This window comes from Kitasatospora sp. NPDC058444 (assembly GCF_042721415.1).
Lineage (GTDB): Bacteria > Actinomycetota > Actinomycetes > Streptomycetales > Streptomycetaceae > Kitasatospora.
The window spans coordinates 68,162-81,372 of sequence record NZ_JBHXLL010000027.1 but is presented as its reverse complement, the minus strand read 5'-3'; the positions used below and the strand labels follow the sequence as shown (position 1 = coordinate 81,372).

General features: G+C 74.7%; 7 protein-coding genes. 1 reads left to right on the top strand and 6 read right to left on the bottom strand.

Going from position 1 to position 13,211, the window contains the following annotated elements:
- Positions 1 to 24: 24 nt before the first annotated feature.
- The 6 genes from ACFWP2_RS25685 to ACFWP2_RS25660 form a co-directional block, all read right to left on the bottom strand.
- Complete coding sequence (locus ACFWP2_RS25685; RefSeq protein WP_380455382.1) at positions 25 to 2,091, bottom strand: NB-ARC domain-containing protein; 2,067 nt, start codon at positions 2,089 to 2,091, stop codon at positions 25 to 27.
- Positions 2,092 to 2,225: 134 nt separating this feature from the next.
- Positions 2,226 to 5,198: a hypothetical protein gene (locus tag ACFWP2_RS25680; RefSeq protein ID WP_380455380.1), complete on the bottom strand. Its 2,973-nt coding sequence runs from the start codon at positions 5,196 to 5,198 to the stop codon at positions 2,226 to 2,228.
- Positions 5,198 to 7,066 (bottom strand): HSP90 family protein, encoded by a 1,869-nt coding sequence (locus ACFWP2_RS25675; RefSeq protein WP_380455378.1) that lies wholly within the window; start codon positions 7,064 to 7,066, stop codon positions 5,198 to 5,200. The genes ACFWP2_RS25680 and ACFWP2_RS25675 overlap by 1 nt, the downstream gene beginning before the upstream one ends.
- Positions 7,067 to 7,171: 105 nt before the next feature.
- Positions 7,172 to 8,218, bottom strand: coding sequence for a hypothetical protein (locus tag ACFWP2_RS25670; protein ID WP_380455376.1), 1,047 nt, complete (start codon positions 8,216 to 8,218; stop codon positions 7,172 to 7,174).
- 129 nt (positions 8,219 to 8,347) lie between these two features.
- The gene (locus ACFWP2_RS25665; RefSeq protein WP_380455374.1) at positions 8,348 to 9,142 is read right to left on the bottom strand and encodes a hypothetical protein; all 795 of its coding nucleotides are present in this window, start codon (positions 9,140 to 9,142) and stop codon (positions 8,348 to 8,350) included.
- Positions 9,143 to 9,295: 153 nt separating this feature from the next.
- Positions 9,296 to 10,738: a glyceraldehyde-3-phosphate dehydrogenase gene (locus tag ACFWP2_RS25660; protein ID WP_380455372.1), complete on the bottom strand. Its 1,443-nt coding sequence runs from the start codon at positions 10,736 to 10,738 to the stop codon at positions 9,296 to 9,298.
- 260 nt (positions 10,739 to 10,998) lie between these two features.
- Here ACFWP2_RS25660 and ACFWP2_RS25655 point away from each other — a divergent pair, with 260 nt between their 5' ends.
- Entirely contained in the window at positions 10,999 to 13,173 is a 2,175-nt protein-coding gene (locus ACFWP2_RS25655; protein WP_380455370.1) for a UvrD-helicase domain-containing protein, read from the top strand.
- Positions 13,174 to 13,211 lie beyond the last annotated feature (38 nt).

The following is a 13,211-nucleotide window of genomic DNA, read 5'->3' as shown; positions in this document are numbered from 1 at the left end:
CTCCGCCGGACGGGCCCTACCGCCCTACCCCCGCAGGCGGTCCGCCTCCGCCCGGTAGCCGGCCGCCGCGTCGTCCTCGCCGAGCTCCTGGTGGAAGTCCGCCAGGGCGTCCAGGACCCGCAGCTCGTCGGCGGCCGACTTCCGCGCCCGGGCGCCGTCGAGGGCGGCCCGGTACAGCGGCGCGGCCTCGTCCGTCCGGTCGGCGGCGCGCAGGGCGGAGGCGAGTTCGAAGGCGGTGCGGGAGATCATGCGCTCACGGCCGAGGTCGGCGGCGACCCGATGCGCCTCGGTGAGCAGCGCGATGGCGCGGCCCGGGTCGCCGAGGGCGAGGGCGGCGCGGCCGAGCAGGTAGGTCTGGAGCATCGCGCCGTAGGTGTTGCCGATCGCGAGGTGCTCGGCCCGGGCCGCCTCGAAGTCGGGCACGGCGGCGGCCCAGTCGCCCTGGATGGAGGCCAGCTTGCCGCGGAACTCGACGGCGGAGGCGCGCAGTTTGCGCTCCAGTTCGGTGCTGCCGAGCAGTTCGGCCCGGTTCACGGCGACCCGCAGCTCCTCGGCGGCCTCCGCGTAGCGGCGCTGCTCCCAGAGCGGGCGGGCGAGCTGGCAGCGCATCCGGACGACGGCGAGCGGGTCCTCGGAGCGGCCGGCACCGGCGACGCCGAGGCCGAAGGCGTCGATCACGTCGGTGTAGTGCTGGTGGTCGAGGAAGTGCGTCCAGAGCGGTTCGCACAGGGCGACGGCGTCGGCGTCCAGGCCGTCCTCGTACGCGATCCGCACGCAGCCGTAGAGGGCGAGGTGCTCGCGCTCCAGCCAGTGCAGGGCCTCGTGCGCGGAGGCGAACAGCAGGTCGGGCGCCTCCGCCAGCCCCGGCTCCTCGACGGCCGGCCGGGCCACCACCAGGCGCGGCCCGGCCGCGACCAGGTCCGCGCGGGCGGCCTGCCGGCGGTACCAGCGGACCAGCCGCCGCCGGGCGGCCGGGACGTCCTCGGCGGCGCCCTCCGCCCGCCGCGACGCGTGCCCGCGGATCAGGTCGTGCAGCCCCCGCCCGTCCGGCCGCGGCAGCAGCAGCCCCGCCTCGTCCAGCTCCTCCAGCGCGTCCTCGGCGGCGCTCGCACCGCCGCCCAGCAGCGCGGCGGCGGCCCCGCTTGTGACCCTCGGCCCGGGGAGGTGCGGCAGCAGCCGGTACAGTCGGGCCGCTCCGGGGCTCAGGCTCGCGTACGCGGCGTCCCAGACGGCCTCCACCACGGGCACCCCCTCCCGATCCAGCTCGACGGTCAACTCGTCGATGAGCCTGCGCAGTTCGCGGTGACGGTAGCGGCGCAGCCAGCGCCCGGCGACGTGCAGCGCCGCGGGCAGCCCGGCGCAGCGGCGGGCGAGTTCGGCGGCGGCCTCCGGGTCGGCGGCGAGCCGGGGATCGGCGGCGAGGCGGCCGGAGACGGTGGCACGCAGCAGACCGGTGGCGTCCTCGCCGTCGAGCGGGCCGAGCGGCAGTTCGACGGCGCGGGCGGTGTCGAGGTCGTGGAGGGGGCCGCGGCTGGTGACGATGACGATGCCGCCGGCCGAGGAGGGCAGCAGCGGCAGCACCTCGGCGCCGGTGCGGGCGTTGTCCAGGACGAGCACCAGGCGCTTGTCCTGGCTGGCGGTCCAGTAGCGGCGCTGCCGGTCGGCGTAGCCGGGCGGGAGCACCGCGTCGGGGTCCAGGCCCAGGGTCAGCTCGCCGAGGGCGTCGGCGGGGTCGGCGGTGCCCTCGCGCCGCAGGTCGTCCAGGTCGAGGTGGAGGATGCCGTCCGGGCAGCGGCCGAGCCGGCGCAGGGAGCGGGCGAGCTGGAAGCCGAGGGCGGTCTTGCCGATGCCGCCCATGCCGATGAGGGTGATCACCAGCGGGCCGCCGGCCGTCGGCTCCTCGGAGGTGGCGACGAGGACCTGTTGCTGCTCATCGGTCCGGTCGGCGAAGTAGGGAAGTTCGGGCGGCAGCTGCCAGGGGACGGCGGGCGGCGCCTGCTGGGTCAGGTTCAACTGCTCGATGGTATGCGCCTGAACGATGGCGCCGGCGCGCACCTGCCCGTCCACACGGTTCGTGTTCTCCTTGGCCACCCGTCAACTCTAGGGGGTGTCGGTGCGGCTGCGCGGGAGCTTGCCCCCACCGGGGCTGCGGCCCATCGGGTCTGCGGCAGCGCCCAGGCGCGCGGGGGCACTCGTGGCGCCCCCGCGCGCGGGCACGGCGCGGGTCACTCCCCGGCGAACCGCTCCCGCAGCTCCACCAGCACCTCCGCCGCCTCCGGCAGCCCGGCCGCCTCGCAGCGCGCGATGGCGGCGGTCAGCCGGGCCACCGCCGCCTCGGGGCGGCCGAGGTCGCTGCCCTCGATCAGCGCGGCCAGCCGGACGGACTCCGCCCGCGGCGACTCGGCCCGCTCACCGCCCGCCTCGTACTCCGGGACGGCCCGCTCGGCCTCGGCCAGCGCCTCCTCGTGCCGCCCGGCGACGGCCAGCGAGCGCGCCCGCTCGTAGTGCGAACCGCCGCGCAGGTACCAGGAGTTGTATTCGTCGCCGCACTGCTCGGCCGCGTCGCCGACCGCGTCCGCCTCGGCCAGCAGGGCGAGCGCCGCCGCCAGCCCCTCCTCGCCCTGCTCCCGCATCGTCAGCCGGGCCAGCTCCCGCAGGGTGGCGGCCAGCTGGTCCACCTGCGGGGCCTTGCCGTGCGCCTCGCGGGCGCGGGCCAGCGCCGCCTCGGCGGCGTCCCAGCGGTCCGCCCGGGCGAGCGCCAGGGTGGCCTCGCAGGCGACCATGGTGTGGGTCTGCTGGTCCTCCCAGCCGGCCACCAGGTCGGCCAGCCGCAGGTACTCCTCGGCGGCGTCCCGGTGCTCCTCCAGCTCGGACAGGCCCCGGGCGAGGTCCAGCCGGGTCTGGGCGAGCATCCGGACGTCCAGCCGGGCCGCCGACGCGTCCAGCAGCACCGACTCCAGCACGGCCACCGCGTCCGCCGCCCGCCCGGTGTCGCGCAGCACGTCGGCCAGCTGCAGGCGCACCTGGGCGGCCTCCCCGACCGCCTCGGCGCCCTTGCGGTCGTAGCGCGCGGCAGCCTCCGACAACGCGCGGACGGCGCCGCCGAGGTCCCCCACCTGGAGGCAGGAGTGGCCGAGCATCATGTACGTCGGCGCGTAAGGGTAGGAGTCGTCGCCCCAGCGCACGGCCTCGGCCAGCGCCCGGTGGAACACCTCGACCGCCTGGCCCGGCTCGCGGCCCTGCAGCAGCACCTGGCCCAGCAGCCCGAGCACCCGCGGGGTGTGCCAGGCCAGCTCGGCGGCGTCCAACCGGGCCAGCACCTCGCGCAGTTCGGCCTCCGCCTCGGCCAGCAGCCCCTTCCGGGCGGCGACGTCGGCGGTGTACTGGCGGGAGGTGGCGGCCCGTCGCTCGGAGCCGAGTTCCACGGCCGTCCGGTGGTAGGCCCCGACGACCGCCTCGAAGCGCTCGGCCACCTCGTCGGCGGGCTCGGGCAGCGCCTCGGCCAGGTCGTGGTGGGCGGCGTAGGCGCGGGTCTGCAGCACGATCAGGTAGTCGTCGTCGGTCAGTTCGCCGCCGGCGCGCAGCTCCTCGGCCCGGGCCAGCGCCGCGTCGAGCGCCGCCCAGTCGGGCCGCCGGCCACCGGACCCGCCGGCCGCGGCGTCCTCGTCGGCGGAACGCTCGTCGGCGGCACCCTCGTCGCCGGCGCCGTCGTCCAGGTCCGCGATGAGGGTCCGGGTGCGGCACATCAGCGCCGCCCCGGCCAGCCCCGCCTGCTCGAACAGCTCGGCGGCGGCCAGCAGCCCGGCCTTGCCCTCGGCGTACGCGTCCCGCTGGAGCGCCTCGTGGGCGCGCTGCTCGGCGAGTTCGGCGCGCAGCCGCTCCGGGCCGCCCAGCTCGGCGCTCCGCGGGTGGACGAAGTCGGCGGCGCCGGCGCGCTCGGCGACCCGCTTCCACAGCCGGTCGGCGTCCGGGTGGCCGAGCACCTCCAGCTCGCGGGCCCGCAGCACCAGGGCGGTGAAGTCCTCCGGCTCCGGCTCGGCCGCCCGGCGCGGCGCGGGCGCGACGGCCGGGGCGGCGGACAGCCCGGGCGCGGCGACGGCCCGCACACCCAGCGCCAGCGGCTCGGCGAGCAGCGGCTCGACGGCCAGCCGGGCGCGCCGCTCGGCGCCGACCGCGTCGGTGCCGTTGCGGGCGTCGAAACGGGCGGCCAGCGCGTCGGCCTCGGCGCGGACGTGGCCGAGCAGGGAGTCCACCGTCCAGGCGGTGCCGGCCGGGCCGCTGACCGCGAGTTCGCCGTGGCCGGCCCGGGCGAGCAGGGCCAGCAGCACCTCGGCACCGGTCAGGAAGCCGAGCCGGCCGGCGGGTTCGCCGGTGACCGCGAACAGGTCCCGGTTCTCGGCGAGCAGCTCCAGGCCGCGCGGCTCGTTGCCGGACAGCGCGCAGAACTCGATGTGCAGACCGACGGCGTTCAGCATCGCGGCCTTGCCGCGGGCGTAGCGGTAGCCGGACAGGTGGCCGGAGCGGGCGTCGTCCGGCCGGCCCTGGCGCAGCTGCGCGAGCAGGGCGGTGGCCTGGCTGAGGTGGGGCTCCTGCTCGCAGCCGCTGCGGCCGTCCAGCACCGGGGCGAGCACCTCCAGCGCCCGGGCGTCGTCCCCGGCGGCGATGAAGTGCCGGGCGCGGGCGCGGGTCTCGCAGGCGTGGCAGTCGCTCAGTTCGGAGCGCGGGCGGGCCGCCCACAGCTCGTAGGCGTCCTGCACGTCGATGCCGGTCTGCACGGCCAGGTGGTAGCGCTGGGCGTAGTAGGGCTGGAGGTCGTGGCCGGCCGCGCGGTAGCGGTCGCGCAGTTCGGTGTGCCAGCGCCGGATCGCCGCGAGCGGGACGTCCGGGGTGTCCTTGAGCGCGTCGGCGACCCACTTGAACCGCCAGAGCACCTGGTGCCGGGCCCATTCGCCGAAGCCGTCCGGGTCGGTGTCCCAGAGCCTGAGGATGCGGGCGAAGACGACCGGGCTCTTGCTGCGCTCGCCGTCGTACTCGTAGGCCTCCATCAGCTCCAGCAGGGCCATCGAGCGGACCCCGGTGTCGTCGAACTGCTCGGCGGCGTCGACGAGTTCCTCGGCCGTTACGGTCCTGGTCCGGCCGTACGGGCGGGCGTCGTTCTCGCGCAGCCCGGCCATCACCGCGTCGGGGGTGTCCAGCATCACGCCTCCTGGTCGCCGTCGGGGGAGCCCGCCGCCTCGTGCCCGAGCATGGCGTGGTCCAGCAGGCTGAGGAACGAGCGGTTGAGCAGGGCGGACTCGCTGGCCTTGAGCGGGCGGCGGGTCATCAGCACGGCCTGCCCGTACAGCGCCTCGACGGCGGTGACGGCCAGCTCGCGGCTGGTGATGGTGGCGGCCCTGCGCACCAGCGGGTTGAGGTGGTTGAGCACCAGCTGGGCGCGGGGCACCTCGGCGCGCAGCGAGCCGAGGATGTCCGCCCACAGCCCGTCGGCCTCGTCGGCGAGTTGGGCCCTGGTGCGCTCGTGCCGGGCCTCCCGGTTGTCGAGCAGCAGGGCGGGCGCGTTGGTCGGGTGGAAGCTGCGCAGCGCGACGTCGCAGTCGAACCGGCCGACCACCTCGCGGGCGGTCGCCAGGAAGGCGTTGGCGGCCAGCTCGACGGCCGGGTCCACGGTGTCCAGGTGCGCGGTGACGGTGCCCGGGTCGAGGTCGGAGACCGAGACGCCGGGGCGGATCTCGGGCAGCCGGTGGACCAGGTCATGGTCGTAGGTGTAGCCGCCGTTGACCACGCCGAGTCCGGCCGCGCCGGCGATCGGGGCGACCTGGCGGAACTCCTCGACCGTGCGGGTCACCAGCACCGTCGCGTGGCTGCGGGCGAACTCGTCCAGGGTGACGTTGCCGTCGGTCGTCTCGAAGGGCAGCCAGGGCAGCATCATCCGCAGCAACTCGTCGTCGTAGCGGGCGAGTTCCTTGACGGCCAGGTGGTGGACGGACAGGAAGCGGTGCAGCAGCGCCGGGTCGCTCGCGGACAGGCCGGTCAGCCAGTCGCGGATCCGGGCACCGAGCGCGTCCCGGACGGCGGCGAGCGTCTCGTCGGCGTACAGGCCCTCGCGGGAGGCGGTGGGGCGCAGCCCGTCGGTGTCGACGACGCAGCGGACGAAGAAGGCCCAGTCCGGCAGCAGTTCGTCGGCCTGGTCGGAGAGCAGCATGCCCTTGAGGTGCACCCGGTGGCCGTTGCGGCGCGAGGGCGGGGCGGCGTCCGGCAGCACGTACGCGACGCCGCGCAGGCCGACCAGCGGGAGGTCCAGCTCGATGGTGTCGAGCGGGGTGAAGTCGAAGGCGGCGCGGCAGTACTCGGCGAGCGCGTCGCGCCTGGCCAGCGGGGAGGCGTGGCGCTCGGCCCACGGCGGGGTGCGGTTGACCCGGTGCTCGGTGCCGGCGGCGTCGATCACCGTGACGTCGTGGCGCAGCAGGCTGCCGAAGTCCCGGGCGAGGGTGAGGACCCGGCCGGGGCGGGTCCACTCGGCGGCGTCGGCGCGCGGGGTCAGCGTGACGGTGGTGCCCGGTTCGGGCTTGGCCGAGGCGGGCAGCGTGCGGATGGTGTAGCTGCCGTCGGAGCTGCCGCGCCACTCGATCACCGGGGCGTCCGGGGTGGCGGCGGAGCGGGTGACCACGGTGATCTCGTCGGCGACCACGAAGCAGGCGAGCAGGCCGATGCCGAACTGGCCGATGAAGTCGCCGCGGGCCTTGGCCAGTCCGGCGCCGTCGAGCCGACCGTCCGCGTCGCGCTTGGAGCTTCGGCCGATGGTGGCGAGGAAGGTGTGGACGTCCTTCTCGGTCAGGCCGATGCCGGTGTCGGTGACGGACAGCTCGTCGTCGGCGCGGACGGTGATCCTGGCCGGCGCCTCGGGGTCGAGGGCGCGGCGGGCGGAGATCGCGTCCACCGCGTTCTGCAGCAGCTCGCGCAGGTAGACCCGCGGGCTGGAGTAGAGGTGGTGGGAGAGCAGGTCCACCAGGCCGCGCAGGTCCACCTGGAAGGTGTGCGCACTCGTCGGGTTGTCGGTAGGGGACACCGGAGGCTCTTTCGATCGCGGGGTGGATGACGGTGGTGGGGTACGGCTCGGCACAGCTGGAGGCAGCCTCGTTGCGAGTCGGCTACGCCTCGGCGCCGTCGCGCCTCAGCGCCGGTACGAGGCGCAGCGGTCGCGGTGGGCCCGGAAGGCCTTGACCGGATCGCCCGACAGGTAGTGCCAGGGCGACTCGGTCACGAAGCCGTCCAGCGCGTCGAACAGCAGGCGCGCGGTCTTGGGCTGGTCGGCGAGGGAGAAGGCCATCGCGAAGGTGTTGAAGGCGCCCTGCCAGCCGCGCGCCGGCTCGAAGGCCGGGTGCAGGACGGACCGGAAGGCCGCCTCCTGCAGCCCGGCCACCACGGCGGGACTGGTCAGGTAGGCGCGGTCCTCGCCGTCCGGGAGGGCCAGCCAGTGCTCCAGGTGCGCGACCGCGACCAGCTCACCGAGGCGGCTGCCCTCCGGGGCGGCGAGCATCACGGAGCGGGCGAACCCGTGCATCTCCTCGTGCGAACCGCCCCACTTGGCGCTCAGCTGCTGCAGCCGGACCCAGTGCGAGGCGGAGTTCCCGGGTGCCCGGCGCACCGCGGCCTCGAAGCGGGTGGTGGCGACGTCCGGGCCGAGCGAGGCTCCGAGGGCGCTGGTCTGCAGGAACCGCCAGGGGGCGTGCCAGGACGGCTCGCGCTCGGCGACCTCCAGCAGCTGCTCCTCGGCGACGTCCAGCCGCTGGTGGAACACCTTCCACCGCTCCTCGGTGACGTCCTTGGCCCGGGCATCCGTGCGGGCCTCCCAGCCCCAGTCGATGTGCCGGGCGCCGGACAGCAACAGCAGCAGCGTGTCGTCCGGGGTGTCGGCCAGCGCACGCGACGTCCACTGCTCGACCCGGGGCACGTCGGCTATCGCCCCGACCAGGAAGGTCAGGTTCTCGCCCTCGGCGGCGGCCAGCGCGGGGCGCAGCGCGGCCCAGTCCCCGGCGGCGGCCTGGCGGAGCGCCAGCCGCACCGACAGGTCCCCGTACGTCGGGTCGAGCCGCGGCTCGCCGCCACCGGTCGGCGCGGGCGATCCGGCGCCGCGCCGGCCGAAGCCGAACCCGAACCCCCGCCGCCCGGCCCGGTCCTCCGCGCCCTCCCCGCCGGAGCGGCGTCGGAACAGCGGCATGTCTGGCCCCCTCGAACGTCGTCAGTATCTTTCACATGGCCGCACTGTGGCCCCGCGATAGGTAGATATCACGGTCGACTGACATCCGTTTGCCCAGTCCAGCGCCCTGCCCGTGCGAGGAGGGCTGCCTCAGCCCACGCCGAGGCCCGCGTCCGGCGTCTGCCCGGCCTGCGCCTGCTCGATCCGCTTGACCAGCATCACCGCGAGCCTGCGCGTCGCGGCCACGTCCACCGGCCCGCCCTCGCTGGTCACGCCGGCCACCACGGTGCCCGAGCGCACCACGATGCCGACGCCCTCGCCCTCGGCCAGCGGCCCCTGGAAGGCCTGGCTCTCGCTGCCCAGCGCCGGGGTGTCGACCTTCTTGAACGGCCCGGCGGCGTACGAGGCGTAGCTCTCCTTCAGCCGCTGCGCCGCCGCGTCCCGGCTGGGCAGGGTGTCCACCAGGAAGCGGACGACCACGTCCCCGGAGGAGAACCGGACCGACCCGCTCAGCGGCTTGCCCGCGCAGGATGCGGCCGCGGCACCGGTGCAGGTGACCTGGTGGTCGGCGGTGTCGACCTTGCGCTTCTCCTCCACCCAGCCGGCCATCGCCTTGGCGTCCGGCAGTACCTGCCCGACCACCTTGTCGTCCAGCAGCGCCGCCTCCAGGTCTCCGTGCGGCGCCTCCACCGCGGCGGGGGCCGGCGCGGAGGCGGGCGCCGAGGCCGCGCCGTTCGCCCCGGCGGCCGCCGTGGTCGGCGCGGGAGCGGCCGTGGGCGCACCCGTCGTCCCCGTCGACGCCGCCGCCGGACCCGGGGCGGACGCGGCCGAAGCCGGCGCCGCCGTTCCGCCGGCGTTCTTCGATCCCCCGGAGGAGCACCCGGCCAGCACGCCCGTCAGCACCCCGGCCGCCGCCACCGCGGCGAGCACCCGCCGACCACCCATCCCCATCACTCTCCCTGGACCTGACACCTGTCAGTGACCCCTCAAGATAGCGACCGCCCCGACCCGGGTACGCCGGCGGGGCGGCGACCGACCGGTCACCGCCCCGCCGTACTGCTCCGTCGTCCTGGCCCGGGGGCCTGCCCTACCGGTGGATCAGACCGCCGGAACCGGGTAGGTCGGGTACTCGACGCCCGAGATGTACTGGACGACCCGGATCACCTGGCACGAGTAGCCGAACTCGTTGTCGTACCACAGGTAGAGGATCGCGTTGTCGCCGTCGACCTTGGTCGCGCCGGCGTCCACGATCGAGGCGTGGCGCGAGCCGATGAAGTCGCTGGAGACAGCGTCGGGCGAGTCGATGAAGTCGATCTGGCGCTTCAGCGGCGAGGTCAGCGAGACGTTCCGCAGGTACTCCAGGACGTCCTCGCGGTTGGTCTCCCGCTTCAGCTGGAGGTTGAGGATCGCGATGGAGACGTCCGGCACCGGGACGCGGATCGAGCTGCCGGTGATCTTCGCCTCGAGGTCCGGCAGGGCCTTGGCGACGGCCGAGGCGGCACCGGTCTCGGTGATCACCATGTTCAGCGGCGCCGAGCGGCCGCGGCGGTCGGCCTTGTGGTAGTTGTCCAGCAGGTTCTGGTCGTTGGTGAACGAGTGGACGGTCTCCACGTGGCCGCGGACCACGCCGTACTCGTCCTCCATCGCCTTCAGCGGCGGGACGATGGCGTTGGTGGTGCAGGAGGCGCAGGAGAGGATCTGCTCGTCCGGCTTGATCGTGTCGTGGTTCACGCCGTGCACGATGTTCGGGACGTCGCCCTTGCCCGGCGCGGTCAGCACGACCTTGGCGATGCCGGGGCGCAGGTGCTTCGACAGGCCCTCGCGGTCGCGCCAGCGGCCGGTGTTGTCGATCAGGATCGCGTCCTTGATCCCGTACTCCGTGTAGTCGACCTTGGTCGGGTCGTCGGAGTAGATCACCGTGATCTCGTTGCCGTTGGCGATGATCTTGTTGTTCGCCTCGTCGACGGTGATCGTGCCCTGGAACTGGCCGTGGATGGAGTCACGGCGCAGCAGCGAGGCGCGCTTGACCAGGTCGTCGCCGCCGCTGTTGCGCACGACGATGGCCTTCAGCCGCAGGCCGTTGCCCGAGGCCTTCTCGACCAGCAGACGGGCGACCAGCCGGCCGATGCGGCCGAACCCGTACAGCACGACGTCCTGCCCGGACCGGCGCTCCAGCTTGTTCTCACCGGTGGCGCCGGCGACGGCCTGGGCGGTGAACTCCGCCACCGACAGGCCGCGGTCGTCCGCCCGGTACGTCGCGGCGAGCATGCCGAGGTCGATCTGCGAGGGGCCGAGGTCCAGGGCGGTCAGGGCCTCAAGGAACGGCATCGTCTCGGTGACCGAGAGCTCCTCGCCGGCTATCTGCCGGGCGAAGCGGTGCGTCTTGAGGATGCTGACCACCGACTTGTTCACCAGGGAACGGCTGTGCAGCAGGACGGTGACGTCCCGCTCCCGGTGCAGCCGCCCGATGATCGGGATCATCGACTCCGCGATCTCCTCGCGGTTCTTCCAGTCCGTGAACACGTCGTCGTTGACAGTCACAAGTCCATCTTTCGAGCTGAGGGTGTTGCCCACATGGTAGCTTCGCCCGCCCGCGCCCCCGACCGCCGGTCCCTCCCCGGCCCTCCCCGCCCGGGCCCCCGACCTGCGCGTTCACCCCGCCCCCGGCCCCGAAGGTGATCACCGCCACCCTCGGTCCGACCGTCCGCCGGGCGGCCGCCGGGAGTGATCATCCGGGCCAGTACAGTGAAACGCACTGCCCGGGCGGACCGACGGACGGGCACGGGCGCGAGGGGGCCGGGGTGGCGACGCTGGGCATGCACCGGGACTTCCTGATGGAGTTCGCGGCGCTGGAGAAGCCGGTGCAGCGGCGGGTGTTCGAGACCTTCGAGAAGTTCACCGAGGCCACGCACAGCGGCGTGCACCTGGAGAAGCTCACCAACCAGCGTGACCCCCGGATCCGGACCATCCGGATCACCGACTTCTGGCGCGGGGTCGTCCTCAAGGCCGACCGGGGCGACGGCTACCTCCTGCTGAAGGTCCTTCCGCACGACAAGGCCAACGACTGGGCCTGCAAGCACCGCGCGTCGGTCAACGCCGCCACCCAGGGCGTCGAGATCCGCAACGACGTCGCGCTGGAGCGGGTCTCCCGGTCGCTGAAGGCCCTGGCCGCCGACGAGCCCCGGCGGCTGTTCGCCGACCGCTCCGACAAGGTCCTGCGCAGTCTGGGCGTCGACGAGGAGATCCTGCCGATCATCCGGCTGCTCCCGGACGAGGCCCATCTGGAGGCGCTCCACCGGGTGCTGCCGGAGCAGCAGTTCGACGTCCTGGTCGGCCTGGCGAGCGGGATGGAGCCGGCCGAGATCGACCGTGAGATCGTCCGGGCGTACGCGGGGGCGGCCGCCCCCGCGAGCGTCGAGCAGCCCGCCGACGGCCTGGTCTCGGCGATGGCCCGGGCCCGCGGCCGGGTCGCCCTGGTGTCCGGCCCCGACGAGCTGCTGGAGATCCTGGAACGCCCCTTCGACGCCTGGCGGATCTTCCTGCACCCGGCCCAGTACCGGGTCGCCTACCGGGAGTCGTACAACGGTCCGGCCCGGGTGACCGGTGGTCCCGGCACGGGGAAGACGGTGGTGGCCCTGCACCGGGCCTACCACCTGGCCCGTCGGCTGCCCGCGGACGCGCCTGACGGATCGATTCTGCTGACCACCTTCTCCGGGGACCTCGCCGCGGAGCTGGAACGCTGCCTGGCACTGCTCGTCACGGACGGGCGGATCCGGGCGAAGGTCCGGGTGGTCACCGTCGACGCCCTGGCCGACGAGGTCCTCCGCCGTTCCGGCGGCGGCGCCCCGGCGAAGGTCCTCTTCCAGCAGGCCGCCGTCCTCGCCCGCTGGGGCCGGGTCGCCCGCCGACTCGGTGTCGGGTTCACCGACCTGTTCCTCGACCAGGAGTGGCGACAGGTCGTCCTGGCCCAGGCGATCGAGAGCCGGGAGCAGTACCTGAAGGCGCCGCGGACCGGCCGGGGCAAGGCCCTCGGGACACCGGAGCGGGCCGAACTGTGGCGCGCGGTGGCCGCGTTCGAGGCGGAGCTGGGCCGGGCCGGGGAGCTGACGCCCCTCCAGGTCTGCGCGCGGGCCGCGCGGGCCCTCGACGACGGGGAGGACCGCCCGTTCCGCCACGTGGTGATCGACGAGGCGCAGGACCTGCACCCCGTCCAGTGGCGCTTCCTGCGCGCCCTCGTGGCCGCCGGACCGGACGACCTGTTCCTCGCCGGCGATCCGCACCAGCGGATCTACGGGAACAAGGTCTCGCTGCGCTCGCTCGGCATCCACGTGGTCGGCCGTTCCTCCCGGCTCCGGGTCAACTACCGGACGACGCAGGAGATCCTCAGCTGGTCCGCGTCCCTGCTGACCGGCGAGCGCCCGGACGACATGGACGGCGGCGAGGAGTCGCTGGCCGGCTACCACTCGACCCTGCACGGCGCGCACCCCGACGTCCGCGGCCACCGCGACCAGGCCGAGGAGATCCGCGCCCTCGTCGCCCGCGTCGAGGAGTGGACCGCCTCCGGCGTGAGCCCCGAGGACATCGGGGTCGCCGTACGGACCGTCCGGTTCGGCCGCGACATCGCCGAGGCCCTGGAGCGGGCCGGGACACCCTCCTACCAGCTCGGCGACGCGCCGTCCCCCGGCATACGGATCGGCACCATGCACCGGATGAAGGGGCTGGAGTTCCGCTGCGTCGCCGTGGTCGGCGTCAGCGACGGCCTGGTGCCCATGCGCAGCGCGCTCACCCCCGTGGACACCGACCCGCAGCAGCACCAGGAGGACCTCGACGGCGAGTTGAGCCTGCTCTTCGTGGCCTGCACCCGGGCGCGGGAGGCCCTGCACGTGTCCTGGCACGGCACGCCGAGCGCCTTCCTCGGACCGGCCGTCCCGGCGCGGCAGGCGCGGCCCCGGCCGGTCCCGATCCTCACCTCGTGACCGGCGGAACCGCCGGGTAGGTCGGCGGGCAGCCGGCC